The 16,918-nt window shown below is 73.8% G+C and carries 12 protein-coding genes and 1 riboswitch; of the genes, 6 read left to right on the forward strand and 6 right to left on the reverse strand.

The features are described 5' to 3' along the window. Window positions 1–13: 13 nt before the first annotated feature. A riboswitch (cobalamin riboswitch) is annotated at window positions 14–165 on the reverse strand. A 58-nt stretch (window positions 166–223) separates the two neighbouring features. From cobG to ACWC5C_RS09015, 3 genes are read left to right on the forward strand one after another with little or no spacing between them, the layout of a single operon-like run. Then, window positions 224–1,591: a precorrin-3B synthase gene (cobG, locus tag ACWC5C_RS09005; protein WP_450874795.1), complete on the forward strand. Its 1,368-nt coding sequence runs from the start codon at window positions 224–226 to the stop codon at window positions 1,589–1,591. Next, window positions 1,588–2,250 carry a precorrin-8X methylmutase gene (locus tag ACWC5C_RS09010; RefSeq protein WP_385441255.1) on the forward strand — a complete coding sequence of 221 codons (663 nt, stop codon included), beginning with the start codon at window positions 1,588–1,590 and terminating at the stop codon, window positions 2,248–2,250. The genes cobG and ACWC5C_RS09010 overlap by 4 nt, the downstream gene beginning before the upstream one ends. Further along, window positions 2,247–3,782, forward strand: coding sequence for a precorrin-2 C(20)-methyltransferase (locus ACWC5C_RS09015; RefSeq protein ID WP_450874796.1), 1,536 nt, complete (start codon window positions 2,247–2,249; stop codon window positions 3,780–3,782). Before ACWC5C_RS09010 ends, ACWC5C_RS09015 begins: the two co-directional genes overlap by 4 nt. Before the next feature lies 1 nt (window position 3,783). On the opposite strand, the gene ACWC5C_RS09020 is transcribed toward ACWC5C_RS09015, so the two are convergent. Continuing rightward, entirely contained in the window at window positions 3,784–4,554 is a 771-nt protein-coding gene (locus ACWC5C_RS09020; RefSeq protein WP_450874797.1) for a cobalt-precorrin-6A reductase, read from the reverse strand. 53 nt (window positions 4,555–4,607) lie between these two features. On the opposite strand from ACWC5C_RS09020, the gene ACWC5C_RS09025 reads away from it, so the two are divergent. Further along, window positions 4,608–5,759 (forward strand): cobalt-precorrin-5B (C(1))-methyltransferase, encoded by a 1,152-nt coding sequence (locus ACWC5C_RS09025; RefSeq protein WP_450874798.1) that lies wholly within the window; start codon window positions 4,608–4,610, stop codon window positions 5,757–5,759. A gap of 276 nt (window positions 5,760–6,035) precedes the next feature. On the opposite strand, the gene ACWC5C_RS09030 is transcribed toward ACWC5C_RS09025, so the two are convergent. Beyond that, window positions 6,036–9,158 carry a discoidin domain-containing protein gene (locus ACWC5C_RS09030; protein ID WP_450874799.1) on the reverse strand — a complete coding sequence of 1,041 codons (3,123 nt, stop codon included), beginning with the start codon at window positions 9,156–9,158 and terminating at the stop codon, window positions 6,036–6,038. A gap of 249 nt (window positions 9,159–9,407) precedes the next feature. On the opposite strand from ACWC5C_RS09030, the gene ACWC5C_RS09035 reads away from it, so the two are divergent. Next, window positions 9,408–11,561, forward strand: a complete 2,154-nt coding sequence (locus ACWC5C_RS09035; RefSeq protein WP_450874800.1) for a phosphorylase family protein — start codon at window positions 9,408–9,410, stop codon at window positions 11,559–11,561. A 256-nt stretch (window positions 11,562–11,817) separates the two neighbouring features. Further along, window positions 11,818–13,221: an amidase gene (locus ACWC5C_RS09040; RefSeq protein WP_450874801.1), complete on the forward strand. Its 1,404-nt coding sequence runs from the start codon at window positions 11,818–11,820 to the stop codon at window positions 13,219–13,221. 160 nt (window positions 13,222–13,381) lie between these two features. On the opposite strand, the gene cobM is transcribed toward ACWC5C_RS09040, so the two are convergent. Genes cobM through ACWC5C_RS09060 form a run of 4 tightly spaced genes read right to left on the reverse strand, consistent with a single transcriptional unit; the run spans window position 13,382 to window position 16,915 of the window. Then, a complete protein-coding gene (gene cobM, locus ACWC5C_RS09045; RefSeq protein ID WP_450874802.1) occupies window positions 13,382–14,128 on the reverse strand; it encodes a precorrin-4 C(11)-methyltransferase in 747 nt (248 codons plus the stop codon). Continuing rightward, window positions 14,125–15,357, reverse strand: a complete 1,233-nt coding sequence (gene cbiE / locus ACWC5C_RS09050; RefSeq protein ID WP_450874803.1) for a precorrin-6y C5,15-methyltransferase (decarboxylating) subunit CbiE — start codon at window positions 15,355–15,357, stop codon at window positions 14,125–14,127. The genes cobM and cbiE overlap by 4 nt, the downstream gene beginning before the upstream one ends. 48 nt (window positions 15,358–15,405) lie before the next feature. After that, a complete protein-coding gene (locus ACWC5C_RS09055) occupies window positions 15,406–16,155 on the reverse strand; it encodes an acyltransferase (RefSeq protein WP_450874804.1) in 750 nt (249 codons plus the stop codon). 40 nt (window positions 16,156–16,195) lie between these two features. Further along, complete coding sequence (locus ACWC5C_RS09060; RefSeq protein WP_450874805.1) at window positions 16,196–16,915, reverse strand: (2Fe-2S)-binding protein; 720 nt, start codon at window positions 16,913–16,915, stop codon at window positions 16,196–16,198. Window positions 16,916–16,918: the final 3 nt, after the last annotated feature.

Genomic DNA, 16,918 nt, shown 5'->3' on the forward strand with positions numbered 1-16,918 from the left:
TCCGCGCCCCGGGCGGGTTGTGAAGACGGCGGGAGTTCCTGGCTCGCACGGCGGGCTGGCCGTGCTCACAGTGGCGGGACCGCACCGGATTCGCACCGGTTTCCTCCCCTAAACGCCGTCTTAAGCGTCCGGCGGGCCAGACGGCCCGCCGCAGAGCATAGTAGGCGTTCCTGACCTGGCACGGGACGGTGAGGGCCGACGAAACGTCGGTATGCTCGCCGCCATGTCCCTCCCCCCGACAACCGTCCCACCTGCGGATGAAGCGCCCCCACGCCGGGAGCGCGGACGCGATGACGCCTGCCCCGGCGCGCTGCGGCTGCACCCGGCGGACGACGGGTCCCTGGCGCGCGTCCGCATCCCGGGCGGCTTGCTGACGGTGCGTCAGGCGCAGGCGCTGGCGCGGGTGAGCGAGGAGTTGGGGGACGGCGGACTGGATCTCACCTCGCGCGGAAATCTCCAGCTCCGTGGCCTGGCGGCGACCTGCGGTGGCGAGCTGGCGGCCGGGCTGCGGGACGCCGGACTACTCCCCTCCGAGCTGTACGACCGGGTGCGCAACATCGCGGCGTCCCCGCTGAGCGGGCTCGACGGCGCCGGATACGGCGATGTCACGGCGTGGGCGCGGGAGTTGGACGCCGCGCTGTGCGGTGGCGCGTGGGAAGAACTGTCCGGCTTGTCGGGCCGTTTCCTGTTCGCCATGGACGACGGCCGGGGCGATGTGGCCGCGCTGGACGCGGATGTGACATTGATCGCAACGGGGGATGGCCGGGCCGTACTGCGGGTGGGCTCCGGGGCTGACGGGGTCGCGTTGGAGGTGCGGGCGCGGGATGTGCCGCGTGCCGCCGCGCTGGCCGCCGTGGAGTTCCTGGCCAGGGCCCGCGCGAGCGGCACGCGGGCGTGGCGGGTGCGCGACCTGCCCGCGCAACACGCCGTCACCGTCGACGGCTTGGCGGCGCGACTCGCGGACGAGAGCGTCGAAGCGGAGCGAATCGGACATGAGTGGCCGGGTGGCGCGCCCGGCACACCGCCCGCGCCGGGCGTCGTGTCCGGGCCGGACGGGCGCCACGCCGTGTCCGTCCTGGTGCCCCTGGGCCGGGTCCGCGCCGCACAGTGGCGGCTGCTCGCCGCGCTCGCCTCCCGGGGCGGGTCGGGTGAGCTGCGTGTGACACCCTGGCGCGGCGTGGTGCTCCCGGGGTTCACGGCGGACGGCGCGGCGGCCGCGGCGCGTGAAGTGACCGACGCGGGGCTGGTGACCGAGCCGGATTCCCCATGGGCCGGGGTCGGCGCGTGTACGGGACGGCCGGGCTGCGCCAAGTCCCTGGCCGATGTGCGCGCCCACGCGACACGCGCGGTGGCGGGCACTCCCCGCTCCCCCGGCGCGCCGCCGGTGTACTTCTCCGGCTGCGAGCGGCGCTGCGGCCACCCCGGCGGCCACTGGGTGGACGCGCTGGCCACGTCCGCTACGGACTACCGGCTCACCGTGCGCGACACGCGCGAGCCGGACGGGGTGACCGGCGGCGGCGTGATGGACGTAGTGGACGTGGCAGCAGAGCAACTGGCCGACGCCGTGGCGGCGGCCCGCGGAACAGCATGATCAACGACATGATCGAGGACATCGAGGACACCGTGTTCGACTACGAGAAGGACGGGGCGGCCATCTACCGCGCCTCCTTTGCCACCATCCGCGCCGAGGCGGACCTGGGCGGCCTCCCCGCCGACGTCAGCCAGGTCGTGGTGCGGATGATCCACGCGTGCGGCATGGTCGACCTGGTCAAGGACCTCGCGTACACCCCCGAGGTGGTCGCCCGCGCCCGGGAGGCGCTGCGCGCCGGGGCGCCCGTGCTCTGCGACGCCCAGATGGTCGCCAGCGGCGTCACCCGAAAGCGGCTGCCCGCCGACAACGACGTGGTGTGCACGCTGTCCGACCCGGCCGTACCGGAGTTGGCGCGGCGCATGGGGACGACGCGCAGCGCCGCCGCGCTGGAGCTGTGGCGGGACCGGCTGGAGGGTTCGGTCGTGGCGGTCGGCAACGCGCCCACCGCGCTGTTCCGGCTGCTGGAGATGATCGAGCAGGGCGCGCCGCGCCCGGCCGCCGTCATCGGCGTACCGGTCGGGTTCATCGGCGCCGCCGAGTCCAAGGAGGCGCTGGCCGGACACCCGGCGGCGCCCCACCATCTGGTGGTGCGCGGCCGACGCGGCGGCAGCGCCATCGCCGCGGCCGCGATCAACGCGATAGCGAGCGAGGAAGAGTGAGCGAGCAGCAGCGAGAGGCGACGCCCGCGGCGAAGGGCCGGCTGTACGGCGTGGGCCTCGGGCCCGGTGACCCTTCCCTGATGACGGTACGGGCGGTCGAGGTCATCGCCGGGGCCGATGTCGTGGCGTACCACAGCGCCCGGCACGGCCGCAGCATCGCCCGCTCCATCGCCGAGCGGCATCTGCGGCCCGACCACATCGAGGAGCGGCTCGTCTACCCGGTCACCACGGAGGGCACCGACCATCCGGGCGGCTACCGGGGCGCGATGGAGGAGTTCTACACGGAGGCGGCGGCGCGGCTCGCCGCGCATCTGGACGCGGGGCGCACGGTCGCGGTGCTGGCCGAGGGCGACCCGCTCTTCTACGGCTCGTACATGCACATGCACAAGCGGCTCGCCGACCGCTATCCGACCGAGGTGATCCCCGGCGTCACCTCGGTGAGCGCGGCGGCCGCCCGGCTCGGCGCGCCGCTGGTGGAGGGCGAGGAGGTGCTGACGGTCCTCCCGGGCACGCTGCCCGAGGAGGAGCTGACGGCGCGCCTCGCGACGACCGACGCGGCGGCGGTCATGAAGCTCGGCCGCACCTTCCCGACCGTACGGCGCGCCCTGGAGCGTTCGGGGCGGCTCGCCGACGCGCGGTACGTGGAGCGCGCCACGATGAGCGCGGAGCGCACCGGGTCGCTGGGCGAGGTCGATCCGTCGTCCGTGCCCTACTTCTCGGTGGCGGTGCTGCCGAGCCGTATCGACACGCCGGACGCTCCCGATGTCTCCGGGTCCGGGCGCGCGGGCGAGGTCGTCGTGGTGGGCCTCGGCCCGGCCGGTCCGCTGTGGCTCACCCCCGAGGCCCGAGGTGAACTGGCCGCCGCCGAGGACCTGGTCGGCTACACCACCTACCTGGACCGGGTCCCCGTACGCCCCGGCCAGCGGCGCCACCCCTCCGACAACAAGGTCGAGGCCGAACGCGCCGAGTTCGCCCTCGACCTGGCCCGGCGCGGTCGGCGTGTCGCCGTGGTCTCCTCGGGCGACCCCGGCGTGTTCGCCATGGCCACGGCCGTGCTGGAGGCCGCGTCCGAGGACCCGTACCGCGATGTCCCGGTCCGGGTGCTGCCCGGCATGACCGCGGCCCACGCCGCCGCCGCCCGCGCGGGCGCGCCGCTCGGCCACGACTACGCCGTCGTCTCCCTGTCCGACCGGCTCAAGCCCTGGGAGGTCATCGCCGAACGCCTGCGCGCCGCGGCCGCAGCCGATCTGGTGCTCGCGCTCTACAACCCCGGCTCCCGCAGCCGGATCTGGCAGGTCGGCAAGGCCCGCGACCTCCTCCTGGAACACCGCTCGCCGGACACCCCGGTCGTCCTGGGCCGTGACGTCGGCGGCCCCGAGGAGTCCGTCCGCGTCATCCGCCTGGCCGACCTCGACCCGGCCGAGGTGGACATGCGCACGATCCTCCTGATCGGCTCCTCCCAGACCCGCACGGTCCGCCGAGGCGACGGCACCGACATCGTCTGGACCCCGCGCCGCTACCCCGAGGTGTGACTCAGGGGCGTGCGGTCGTACGGGTCGTACGGAGCCAGGCGACGGCCTCGGCGGGGGTCCGGGCCACCGGGACGCCCTCCGGGGCGGGCGGGCGCTGGACGACGACCACGGGGATTCCGGCGGCGCGGGCCGCGGTCAGCTTGGGGGCCGTGGCCCCGGCGCCGCTGTCCTTGGTGACCAGGACGTCGACGCGGTGGCGGCGCAGCAGGGCGCTCTCGCCGTCGAGGGTGAACGGGCCCCGGTCGAGGATCACCTCCATGCGCGGCGGCAGCGGCGGCTGCGGGGCGTCGACCGAGCGGACCAGGAACCACGGGTCGGTGAGGTGGGCGAAGGCGGCCAGCCCCATGCGGCCCGTGGTGAGGAAGACCCGCTCCCCCAGCTCCGGCAGCAGCCGCGCGGCCTCGTCCAGCGAGGCCGCCGGGTGCCAGCGGTCGCCGGGGCCCGCCACCCAGCCGGGGCGGCGCAGGGCGAGCAGGGGAACATGGACGGCGGCGGCCGCCAGGGCCGCGTTGTGACTGATCGTGTCGGCGAAAGGATGGGTGGCGTCGATGAGCGCGTCCACCTGGTGCTCGCGGAGCCAGCGGGCCATGCCATCGGGGCCCCCGAACCCGCCGATCCGCACCTGCCCGGCGGGCAGTCGCGGTGCGGCGACCCGGCCCGCGAGGGAACTGGTGACGCGCAGGGCGGGGTCGCCGTCCAGCTCGGTGGCGAGGCGGCGGGCCTCGGTGGTGCCGCCCAGGATGAGCACATGGCGCACGGGTGCGCTGTTCATCGGCTGCCTTTCGTCGTCCGTGCGCCCGTCATCGTATGCGCGGCGGGTGGCCCATGGCTGACGCGGAGACCGGGGTGAGCGGCGTGAGCGGGGGCCGCGGGGCCCAGCTGGAGCACACCGGGTTGCGGCCCGGGTGGACCACCGGGGCGTGCGCGACGGCCGCGACGACGGCGGCGTACACCGCGCTGCTCAGCGGCGACTTCCCCGACCCCGTGACCATCACGCTGCCGAAGGGCCAGCGGCCCGCGTTCGCCCTGGCGGCCGAGGAACTGGGCGCCGACCGGGCCATGGCCGCCGTCGTGAAGGACGCCGGGGACGATCCCGACGTGACCCACGGCGCGCTCGTACGGGCGACCGTGCGCGCCCTGCCGCCGGGCCGTGGCGTGGTGTTCCGGGCGGGCCCCGGCGTCGGCACCGTCACCCGGCCCGGACTGCCGCTCGCGGTGGGCGAACCGGCCATCAACCCCGTGCCGCGCCAGCTGATGAGCGACCACATCGCCGAGGTCGCCGCCCGCCACGGTGGCGGCGGCGACGTCGAGATCGAGGTCTCGGTGGACCACGGCGAGGAGATCGCCCGCAGCACGTGGAACCCCCGGCTGGGCATCCTCGGCGGCCTGTCCATCCTCGGCACGACCGGCATCGTGGTGCCGTACTCCTGCTCGGCCTGGATCGACAGCATCCGGCGCGGCGTGGACGTGGCGCGGGCGGCGGGGCGGCGGCACGTGGCGGGATGTACGGGCTCGACGTCCGAGAAGGTGGCGGTGGCCGAACACGGGCTGCCGCAGGACGCCCTGCTGGATATGGGCGACTTCGCGGGCGCCGTCCTCAAGTACCTGCGCCGCCACCCGGTGGACCGCCTGACGGTCGCGGGCGGCTTCGCCAAGCTCTCCAAACTCGCCGCGGGCCACCTCGACCTCCACTCTTCCCGCTCCCAGGTCGACAAGGCCTACTTGGCCGACCTGGCCCGCCAGGTCGGCGCGGACGACGCCCTGGCGGCAGCGGTGACGACGGCCAACACCGGCCTGGAGGCCCTGCACCTGTGCGCCGCCCAAGACATCCCCCTGGGCGACCTGGTCGCGGCCGCTGCCCGCGCCACGGCCCTGGACGTGCTGCGCGGGGCGCCGGTGGCGGTCGACGTGATCTGCATAGACCGAGGCGGCACGGTCGTGGGCCGCGCTGCTCCGCGCGGCCCACGGGACGACTGACGCCTCCGGCGGTGGGGGTGGCGCGTAGGCCGCGACGCGGGCCCCGCACGGCCACGCGACGCGGTGCGCCACCCACGCCGGGTACGGTGCCCGCAGACGAGGCAGGGGCACCGCCCCGCGCGAGACGCGGCCCTGGCGCGCGGCGCGGCCGTTGCAGACCAGCAGGATGTGTCCGTCGCCGGTGAGCAGCGGCGGCACCCGCCTTGAGGCCGTCGTCGCTCCAGGCGAGCCCGGTGCTGGAGGTCTTCTTCTCGTCCTGAGCCCGGTAGAGCGGCGTCACAGCACGGAGAACCGCACCAGCCCTTCGCGGGCCGGTACCGCCCCCTCGACCTGGAACGACACGTACCGTGCCGACCCCGGGGTGCTGAGCCTCCGCGTGCGTTTGCGGCCGCTGAGGCGGCCGGCGCCGCGGTAGGTGATGCCGTCGTGGCTGAACTCGACCTTCGCGGACGGGGCAACGGCGGTGGTCCACTCGGCCTCCACGGACCGGATCGGCTGGTCCGCGCCCAGATCCACGACCATGCGCCCGTCCTTCCCAGGACTCCACGCCGTGTCCGGGTCACCGTCCACCGCGGCGGACGGTTCCGACATCCCCGTGGGCAGGGGACCGGTGGGAAAGACGTCGCGGCCAAGTGCGCGGTCAGTGCGGGGGTAGGCGGTGGCGCCGCGCAGGGTGACCTCGGTCTCGCGGCCGGCCCGCACCGTCGCCACCGTGCTGTGTCCCTGCCCCTCGACGCGCACCCGGCAACGGGCCCCGGACAGCCGCAGACGCGCCCCGTCGTCCACCTGTACGCGCAATCCGGGCGGCAGGAGCGTGCCCGACAGCGGGGTGAGCGTGAACCGGGGTGCGAGCAGGACAGCGGCGCCGGCGGCGAGTCGGGCCTCGAACGCCGTACCCGCGCGGGTGACGGTCTGCGGGCCCTCGAAGACCAGCAGGCGCGGTCCGGACTGCGGCACCTCGACCCGGGTGGCGACCGGTTCGCCGGAGAGGTTGAAGACACTCAGGTAGTCGTCGGTGAGGGCCGCGTGCACATCCGGGTGGATCGCCGTGGGGACCGGCTTGCGGGCAAGGGCGCGCAGCGTCTTGGCCGAGGCGCCGGGGAAGCCCTCGATCAGGACAGGTGCCGCCGGGCCGTCGGACAGCACGACGGCGTCGTCGTAGACGGCCAGAGGGTGCTCCGCACCGCGTACGACGAGGCCGGCTCGGCCGTCGATGTCCAGCCAGCCGCCTCGGCTGGTGGCCGCGGGCCTCGGCCAGGCCGCCAGCTCGCTCCAGTGGGCTCCGTCCGGTGAACCCTGCAGTCGGTAGGCGCGCCCGGCGGCGGACTCCCAACGCAGGGTGGCCTCCCCGACCTCCTGGGTGGAGCCGAGGTCCACGGACAGCCAGCTGTCGGCGCGCGGACGCTCGTCCTTCGCCACCGCCCAACGGGTCGTCGCGTCGCCGTCCACCGCGAGGCCCGGTCCCTTGCCGGCGTCGGATGAGGACGCCGTGGCCGTCTTGCCGCGGGCCAGGTCCGGCCCGTCGGTGTCGGCACGGACCTCGAAGGCGAACAGGGAGTAGCCGTACGACGGGTCGGGGCGCACGCCGAGCATGCGCAGGTGCCGCACCGCGGTGCGCTCGAAGGTCACGCGGTCGACGCGCCCAGCGGCCGCGGCCAAGGAGTCGTCCTGCGCGCGGACCGTCACCTCGCCCTCCGCGAAACGGTAGGTACGGGCCCCGCCGAGGCCCGCCACACCGGGCATCGTGAGGTTGTGGACCTCGAGATGCCCCTCCCCGTCGGCCGTGCCACTGCTGGCGTAGACGACGGCGCCCGTAGGCAGGGTCGTGTACCCGGCGTAGCCGCCGTCCAAGCGCAGCACCGTCGCGGTGCCGTCGAAGCCGTCGCGGACCTCCCCGTACAGCCGGACCGAGCGGCCGCCGGCCTTCCCCCTCGTCGCCGGAAGGAACATCGGCGTGGCGCCGCTCAGCCGGAACAGCCAGTCGTCGTGGGCCGGCTGCCAGGCGAACTTCACGAAGTCCGGCTTGGATACGGCGCCCGCCCACGCCGCCGCCGATTGGTGCGACACCAGCCCGGGGCCGGCGCCGAAGTCCGTGACCCCCGATGCCTCCGCGAACAGCTCGGCGTGGGACAGCGGCCGCACCCGGCGCCCGGCGCCGGCCGCCCAGACGTGCAGCAGATAGCTGATCGCGACCTCGGCCCGGGCCTCGGGCTCGTACTTCGGCTCGCCGGAGAACTTCGCCAACCGGTACTCGGGCGGGTACTTCTGGTACGCCTCCAGGCGCTCGGCCAGATCCTGCTCGGCGCGCGCGGCGGCGCGGTCGCCCGCCACCTGCGCCAGAAAGGCCAGCGGGATCACGTCACGGCCGTAGAGGTGCTCGCGGTCGGCCACCATCGGCATCAGCGGTTCGCCGGCGTCGCTCATGACACCGAGCAGCGTGCGCCACAGCGGCCGCGCGTTGGGCTGGCGTGTCAGGACTTCGGGCAGAGGGCGTCCGGCGGCCAGGAAGTGAGCGGCGTTACGACCCGAGGTACGCCACAGCTCCTCCTGGTAGTGCGGCCCGAACGAGCCGTGGTTCTCCACGATGAAGGTGTCGTAGAGGTTGCGAGCCGTGTTCTCCGAGACGCGGACGCCGTCCACCTTGGCCGGGTTGGCGAGGTCGGCCTGCGGTAACCCGGCCTCGTTGCGCGACCAAGTGCCGTAGCCGTCCGCCCAGGCGGCGGCGCGCACGTCGTCGGGCGCCCACGCGAGGGCGGGCGCCAGCGTCTGCGCGTACAGCCCCATCTCCTCCAGCTTGGTGTCGCCTTCGTAACCGCCCTTCAGGCCGTTCGGCGTCCAGTCGCCGGAGTCCGGGTCGTCGCCGGTGCCCAGCGATGTGGTGTAGGCGGCCTGTTCACGCGTGATGGTGTCGATGTGCTTGCGCGTGGTGGCGTCCACGTCGTCCCACAGCAGCCGGGCGGCGAGGAGGAAGTACGACTGGAAGGTGGTGTCGAAGAACAGCGTGCGGCCCCATTCCGTGCCGCCGGTGAGCCGGTTCGAGGCGGCGAAGTGGCGGATGGAGGCGAGGGTCCGCTTCTTGAGGGTCTCGCTGTCGATACCGGCCAGGTCCGCGTCGTAACTGCCGTGCGTGAGCAGAACGGCGTTGCCGAGCACCACGGCGAAGCCGAAGTTCTTGAGCGTGTAGTGGCCCTTGGCCCCGTCCCACTGCGTCTCCGACCAATTGGTGTGGTGCAGCAGCACGCGGTGGTAGATGGCGGCGATGCTGTCGGGCGGTGGCGCGGAGCGGCCCGCAGCGTGAGTCGGCGTGCCGCCCAGCGCGGTGGGCAGAGCCGTCACGGCGCCCGTGAGGCCGAGGAGTTGCAGGAAGCGGCGGCGGTCGGCCTGAAGAGGGTGCGGCACTGAGAGGTCCTCTCAGATAGACAACGTTGTCAGCGGGACATGCCGCACAGTTTCCGACGGTGTACGGGCGGCGTCAACGGATGGGATGAGAGTGGCCGCAGGCGAGATCGACGACCATGGCGCGTGGAATCCGGCAGCCGGTGCCCCGGTCGAGGCAGGCAGCTCATCGCCGGGAAGAGGCCCCAACGATCCGATGGTCGCGCGAGCCCCGCCCGGACACCCCCGCCGGGAGACAGCGATACAGTACCGATGGGCGTAGATACCTGGATGACTGGGGCGACGCGATTGCGCAGCACAGTGGTGATCCTCACGGCACTGGGTCTGGAATACCAGTCGGTGCGGCAGTACCTGAGCGGCTGTGAGGTGGTCCGCCATCAGACCGGAACTGTCTTCGAAGTGGGCGATTTGGACGGGACGCCCTGGCAGGTGGCGCTGGCGGAGCTCGGGGAGGGCAATCGTCCGGCTGCCATCGTCACCGAGCAGGCCCGCCAGCTCTTCTCCCCCGGCGCGCTGCTGTTCGTCGGTGTCGCCGGCGCGCTCAAAGACGACGTGGAGCTCGGCGATGTCGTGATCGCCACCCGGGTCCACGCCATCCACGGAGGCAAGGACACCCCCGAAGGGTTCATGGCCCGCCCGGAGGGCTGGGCCGGCTCCCATACGCTGCTGCAGACCGCCCGCCTCGCCCTGCGTTCGGCGTCGTGGCGGCCGGAGCCGGCCTCGGGGAACGCCGAAGGGCGGCGGGGGGCACAGGTGCACTTAAAGCCCATCGCAGCCGGGGACGTAGTGCTCAACTCCTCTGCCTCCGCGCTGCGTCGACAAGTGCATACGCACTACAACGACGTCGCGGCAATCGAGATGGAAAGCGCGGGAATGGCGCACGCCGCCCAGATCGGTCACATCGAAGCGCTGACCATACGCGGCATCAGCGACAAGGCCGACGGCAACAAGTACCCGGACGCCGATGCCGAACACCAGCCACGGGCGGCTGCCCACGCCGCGGCGGCCGCCGTCGCCGTCATCCGGCAGCTACCGGCGCCTCCAACGACGGCTGCCGCCTCCCACACCTCATCGGACGGAGTGCCTCCGTCACAGCGGGAGGGCGCCCTCAGCACTCCGCGGAAGGGCCCGCCCCTATCGGTACGACACCTGTTGTCCTGCCTCGCGGACGCGCCGCTGCCCCTGTACGTGCTGTCCCCCGCAGCCATCGCCTCGGTCGGCATACCGGACCTCTCCGCGGATCGTGTATCAGCCGATCTCAGCGAATTCACCGTCCATTCCGTCACGGTGTCCGGGCGACCCGGCGCACCCTCCGTGCCCTGCGTCAGCAGGGACGCAGCCACGCAGGCGGAGACCGCACGCGAGATGTCCCATGAACACTCCCAGGTGTGCGCGTATGCCGCCGCTCTTCTGGATCACGCGGTGACGGTGGTTCCGGATGGCTCTACCTTGCGCCTGCTCGCGCCGCACGCGATGGCACTGCTGTGGCGCGACAGCCACAATCCGACACGCGCCGTCGCGGCCGCACGCCGGGTGCGGGACGCTTACCTGGCGCTGGGCGCGTACGAGGAGGGGTTGCCGCTCGCGGTCCAGATCGTCAAGACCGGGCGAGGCGATCTGAAGGACGACCTGGCGCTCGGCCAACTCCGCAGGGGCTGCGGCGACTTACCCGAAGCTGAGGCAGTGCTCCGACAGGTCCTGGCTCGGGCGGAGAAGGATGCCCACGCACACGGGCTGTCACTGGCCGGGCGAACCGGCCCCAGTATGAGGGACATCTTCAGGGAGAACGCGAGCGGTCCGTTCACCAGAGAACTCTCCCCGGTGCAGTGCGACGTGCTGGGCTTCGTCGCCGAAGTACAGCATGCGCTGGGCAACACCCTCTACGACATGCGGCGTTACGGGCAAAGCGAGCGGTTGCTGCAGGCCGCCGTAGGGCTCCTGTGGAGAACACAGGGCGCGCACCATCCGGGCCGTATGGTCGCTCAGATGCACCGCGCGAAGGCGGTGGTGCGACAACGTCGTTGGGAAGAGGCGCTCGGGCTGGTTCACGATGTCCTCCCCCACCTCGCCCAGCTACGACTCGACCGAGACAGCCCTGAGGACGACGCGCTCATATGCCTGGCGCATGCCGAAGTGACCGCGGACATCGTCGCCTCTCTCCAACGGGGGGATACACCGCAGATGCGAGGCGTCGGGATGTTCCCGGCGGTCGTGGTGAAGTGGCTGGGGCGAACGGTCACCACCGCTCGACCGGAGAAGCTCACATGGGACGACGTGCGGCACCTCGGCGATGACGCCGTACGAGCCTGCGAAAGTACCTTCGGCGACGCCCACCCGCATACCGGGGCAGCCACGACGGTGCGCGACCGCGCGGTTGCCGGACAGCACAGGGCCGCACGCTCGTAGCGCCGACGTGAGCAGGCGATCGTGCTGCTGCGACTGGCTTACCTCGGTGTGGCGAACGCGTTCGCGATGCATCCGCCGCGAGGTCCTCGACCACGTCGAACCCGCATCCTCGGCGGCCTCATCGGCGAGCCGACGACGCGGTGGCGTACGCCGCCGAGCACCTGCCCGGCCACCTCCTGGGCCGCTGGCTCTACGCTCTCAAGGGCCCCTTCTTCGCACGACTGCCCACATGATGGGGTCTGGAGAGAGGTGCGGCATGGCTGAGGAAGAGATTCACCACCGGGACGCGACCGCGCTGGCGGGACTGATCCGCGAACGGCAGCTGTCCGCGGTGGAAGTGGTACGGGCGCACCTGGAGCGCATCGAGGCGGTCAACCCCGAGGTCAACGCTGTAGTCACGGTCCTCGCCGAGGAGGGGCTCGCCGCGGCACGCGCGGTGGACGAGGCCGTGGCGGCGGGCGAAGCGGTGGGTCCGCTCACCGGCGTGCCGTTCACCGTCAAGGACGCGCTGGACGTGGCGGGGTCGGTGACCACACGCGGGTCGGCGATCTTCCGGGAGCGCGTGCCCGTAACGGACGCGACCGCGGTGGCCCGCCTGCGGGCCGCAGGTGCGATTCCGCTGGCCAAGACGAACCTGCCGGAGTTCTCCTACTGGACCGAGACCGACAACCTGCTCGTCGGCAGATCCCGTAATCCGTGGGACGGGGAGCGCACCCCGGGCGGCTCCAGCGGCGGTGAATCGGCCGCGATCGCCGCCGGGATGTCACCACTGGGCCTGGGCAGCGACGTGGCCATCTCGGTGCGCGGTCCGGCCCACGACACCGGCATCGTCGCCATGAAGGCGACGCGGGGGCGGATCCCGATCACCGGGCACTGGCCCGAGGTTCCCCGCCGTTACTGGCACGTCGGCCCGATGGCCCGCAGCGTGCGGGACGTCGCGACCGCGTTCCGGTTGCTGGCGGGGCCCGACGGCGTCGACGGGTACGTACGCCACTCGCCGCCCCACGCGGCCGGGCCCCGCGACCTGGCCGGGGCGCGGGTCGGCTGGGCGAGCGACCCGGCGTTCGGTCCGGTGGACCATGAGGTGACGGCCACCGTCAGGTCGGCCGCCGAGGCGCTGCGGAAGCTGGGCGCTACGGTCGAGCCTGCCCCGCCGCCCGGGCTGGAGGCGATCGACGCGACCGCGCTGAGCGCCGTGCTCTACACAGCCGAGGTGGCGCCGCACTTCCGGCAGGTGGCCGCCGGCCGCGAGTCGGAACTGCACCCCCTCATCCAGCGGACGCTCACGGCACCGGAGGTGACAACAGCCGACTACATCGCCGCACAGCAAGAGGTCGACGCGCTCAGCTCGCTGTTCGCCGCATACTTCGAGCGCTACGACGTGCTGCTGTGCCCGGTATGCCCCGTCCCCGCACCACCGCACGCCCAGTCGACGTTCCGCGTCGGAGACGTGACCGTCCCGGCCCGTGGCATCATGCGGGCGACCGTTCCGTTCAACCTCACCGGTCTGCCCGCGCTGTCACTGCCGTTCGGGGCGAGCGGGGACGGTCTGCCGATCGGCGTTCAGCTCGTCTCCCGCTGGTACGACGAGGCCACCCTCCTGCGACTGGGCGCCGCCCTGGAAGCGGTAAGCCCGGTGCGCGACCGCCACCCGTGGTGACTCGTCGGCGGCATCGTGGGTTCAGCGGCACAGACCCGACAGATGATCGACTTCGCCGCCCGCCACGACATCCGCCCGCAGGTGCAGACGTTTCCGGCCGCGGACAGCGCACAGCCCGGGCGGGGCGCGGGCCTCGCCCGGTGTCCGTGGCAGGTGGGGCTCAGGGGGTGCGGGGGCGGTCCGGGGAGTAGAGGTGGCTGTCTTGGAACTGGGCCGCGGCGAGGGTTTGGCCTACCAGGATGACGGCCGTACGGACCACGCCCGCCGCCTTCACCTGGTCGGCGATGTCCGCCAGGGTGCCGCGCAGGACCAGTTCGTCGGGGCGGCTGGCCATGGCGACCACCGCGGCCGGGCAGTCGGGGCCGTAGTGCGGGAGGAGTTCGCCGACCACGCGGTCCACGTAGCGGGCGGCGAGGTGCAGGACGAGGAGGGCGCGGCTGCGGCCGAGGGTGGCGAGGTCTTCGCCGTCGGGCATGGGGGTGGCCTGCTGGGCGACGCGGGTGAGGATGACGGTCTGGCCGACGGTCGGGACCGTCAGTTCCCGCTTCAGCGCGGCGGCCGCGGCGGCGAAGGCGGGGACGCCGGGGACGACCTCGTACGGGATCCCGGCCGCGTCGAGGCGCCGCATCTGCTCGGCGACGGCGCTGAAGACCGACGGGTCGCCGGAGTGGAGGCGGGCCACGTCGTGGCCCGCCTCGTGGGCGGTGGCGAACTCGGCGGTGATCTGGTCGAGGTCGAGCCCGGCGGTGTCGACCAGCCGGGCGTCCGGCGGGCATTCGGCCAGCAGTTCGCGCGGGACGAGGCTGCCCGCGTAGAGGCACACCTGGCAGCGGGCGAGGGTCCGCGCGCCGCGCAGGGTGATCAGGTCGGCGGCGCCGGGGCCCGCGCCGATGAAGTACACCGTCATCGTGTTTCTCCGCGTTTGGTGGTGGACCACTGGGTGACCGGCATCGCCTGGCGCCAGCCCGTGAAGCCGCCCACGGGCGTGGCGTGGGAGACGGCGAGGCGGATGAGGTCGCCGCCGTGGCGGGTGTACCAGGTGGTGAGCAGGGCTTCGGATTCGAGGGTGACGGTGTTGACCACGAGGCGGCCGCCGACGGGGAGCGCGGTCCAGCAGGCCTCCAGGAGGCCGGGCGTGGTGGCGCCGCCGCCGACGAAGACGGCGTCGGGGGCGGGCAGGCCGTCGAGGGCGGCCGGGGCGGCGCCGGTGACGACGCGCAGGGCGGGGACGCCGAGGGCGGTCGCGTTGCGGGTGATGCGCTCGGCGCGTACCGGATCGCGTTCGACGGAGACCGCGCGGCAGGCGGGGTGGGCGCGCATCCATTCCACGGCGATGGAGCCGGAGCCGCCGCCGACGTCCCACAGCAGTTCGCCCGGGGCGGGGGCGAGGGCGGCGAGGGTGGCGGCGCGGACGTGGCGTTTGGTCAGCTGGCCGTCGTGTTCGTACGCGGCGTCCGGCAGCCCGGGGACGGCGGACAGGTGCGGGGTGTCCGCCGCCGGGGCGCAGTCCAGGGCGATGACGTTGAGGGGGTCGCCGGGCGGGTGGGGCCACGCCTCGGCGGTGGACTCGACGGTGTGTTCCCGCGCGCCGCCCAGCTGCTCCAGGACCCGCATCCGGGTCGGGCCGAAGCCCCGGTCCCGCAGCAGCCCGGCGACCTCGGCCGGGGTCGCGGCACCGGCGCTGAGGACGAGCACCCGGCGGCCCGGGTACAGGGCGCGGGACAGGGCGGCGAGGGGGCGGCCGACGAGGCTGATCACCTCGGTGTGCTCCTGCGCCCAGCCGAGCCGCGCGCAGGCGTACGCGACGGACGAGGGATGCGGCAGCACCCGCAGCGCGCCGGGGCCCAGCAGCTCGGTGAGGGTGCGGCCGATGCCGAAGAACATGGGGTCGCCGCTCGCCAGCACACAGACCCGGCGCCCGGCGTGCGCGGCGAGCAGCCCGGGGACGGCGGGGCGCAGCGGGGACGGCCAGGGGACGCGCTCGGCGGCGCATTCCGCTGGCAGCAGGCCGAGTTGGCGCGGTCCGCCGATGATGACCTCGGCCGTGCGCAGCGCCTCGCGGCCGTCCGGGGCGAGCCCGTCCCATCCGTCGGCGCCGACGCCGACGACGGTCAGGGGGGTGGGTGGTGGGCTCACAGATGTTCCTCGTGGTGGTTCGGGGGCGGCTGCAACTCTACTGACCTGCTACGACGCTCCCGCCTCCGGCTCCGCCTCGGCCAGTGCGAGCAGCTGCTCCGCCGTCATCCCGGCCGGTATCGGCTCGGGTGCGGGCGTCCGCAGTGGCGGCTGCCAGCCGTCCTCGGGGGCCCAGCGGCGGATGACGCGGGCGGGCGCCCCGGCGACCACGGCGTGGTCGGGCACCTCGCCCCGTACGACCGCTCCGGCCGCGACGACGACGTTACGGCCCAGCCGCGCCCCGGGCAGGATCACCGCGCCCGCGCCCAGCCAGCTTCCGGAGCCGATCTCGACGGGGGCGCAGCGCGGCCACTGCCGCCCGATGGGCTGGTGGGGGTCGTCGTACGAATGGTTGTCGCTGGTCACGTAGACATACGGACCGCAGAACACGTCATCGCCGAACACCACGTCCCGGGAGGCGATGACATGGCTGCCGCGCCCCAGGACCACGCCGTTGCCGAGCCGCAGGATGGGCTCCGGGCCGAGGTCGAGGCCGGGCATCATGCCGACGGTGAGCGTGACCTGTTCGCCGACCACGCAGTGGTCGCCGAGTTCGATCCACGGCTCGCCGAAGACGGTGCCCTGGGGGAACGCCAACCGGGTGCCGGTGCCGATGCGGCCGAAGCGGTACGGGCCGGGCCGGTCGGCGGTCACCGCGCCCGCGCGCTGGACGGCGCGCCATCCGCGGTGCACCATCCGGGACGTGGCACGGCGGCGCCACGCCCGCCAGGATGAGAACACGTTCTCGTTCTTCGGCATGTACACACCGTATCCGGCGGCCGCCGAGCGCGGTACGCGGTCACCGCCGCAGAACGCAGTCACCGCACAGGCCGCCGCCCGGCACCCGGTAGTACAGGCAGCAGGTGCGGCGCCGGAAGGCGAGGGGCGCGGTGGTCAACTCCCCCGCGTCACACAGCGGCGGGTGGGCGAACTGGGCGCGGGCCACCGCCACCGCCCGCTCCCCCGCCTCGTCCAGGCCCCGCGCCCGGCACCAGTCGTGCAGCACCCGCAGCGAACCCACCAGCGCCGAGGCGGCGTTGCCCCACAGCAGCCGGTCCGAGACCCGGTACGCGCGGCCGACGGCGTGGTGCAGCGGCGTCAGATGCCCGTACGCGCACGTGGCGAGCTGTCCGGCGAGCCCGCCCGGTTCGCCCATCGCGCGCGGCGCGCCGGGCCACCACAGGTCGTCGGGGGCGACACGCGCGGGGTTCCACCACAGCTGGTCGGGGCGGAGGTCGTACACCGCGCCGGTCAGGACGGCGGGGCCGAGCGCGAGCGACCAGACGCGGGCGGCGAGCCCCTGGAAGACGAGCGAGGCCGCGACCCTCGGCTCATCGGTGCCCAGGCTCGCGCCGACCGCCTCCACCCGGCCGCGCAGCAGCGGCCCGGCGGCGCCCTCGCCGGTCAGCCCGTACGCCTCGCCGATCGGCGCGTATCCCTCGGCACGCGGATCGCCGGGCCCGGTGCGCAGCGCGAAGAACGGACCCACCTCGGCGGCCGCCCATCCCACGGTCGGCACTGG

The sequence above is a fragment of the Streptomyces sp. NPDC001700 genome, assembly GCF_053596435.1.

What these genes read in the sequence shown, in the direction of transcription:
- ACWC5C_RS09035 (WP_450874800.1), top strand. Translation starts at nt 9,408, where the DNA reads ATGGGCGTAGATACCTGGATGACTGGGGCGACGCGATTGCGCAGCACA.
- ACWC5C_RS09040 (WP_450874801.1), top strand. Translation starts at nt 11,818, where the DNA reads ATGGCTGAGGAAGAGATTCACCACCGGGACGCGACCGCGCTGGCGGGA.
- ACWC5C_RS09025 (WP_450874798.1), top strand. Translation starts at nt 4,608, where the DNA reads ATGGCTGACGCGGAGACCGGGGTGAGCGGCGTGAGCGGGGGCCGCGGG.
- cobM (WP_450874802.1), bottom strand. Translation starts at nt 14,128, where the DNA reads ATGACGGTGTACTTCATCGGCGCGGGCCCCGGCGCCGCCGACCTGATC.
- ACWC5C_RS09010 (WP_385441255.1), top strand. Translation starts at nt 1,588, where the DNA reads ATGATCAACGACATGATCGAGGACATCGAGGACACCGTGTTCGACTAC.
- cobG (WP_450874795.1), top strand. Translation starts at nt 224, where the DNA reads ATGTCCCTCCCCCCGACAACCGTCCCACCTGCGGATGAAGCGCCCCCA.
- ACWC5C_RS09020 (WP_450874797.1), bottom strand. Translation starts at nt 4,554, where the DNA reads ATGAACAGCGCACCCGTGCGCCATGTGCTCATCCTGGGCGGCACCACC.
- ACWC5C_RS09055 (WP_450874804.1), bottom strand. Translation starts at nt 16,155, where the DNA reads ATGCCGAAGAACGAGAACGTGTTCTCATCCTGGCGGGCGTGGCGCCGC.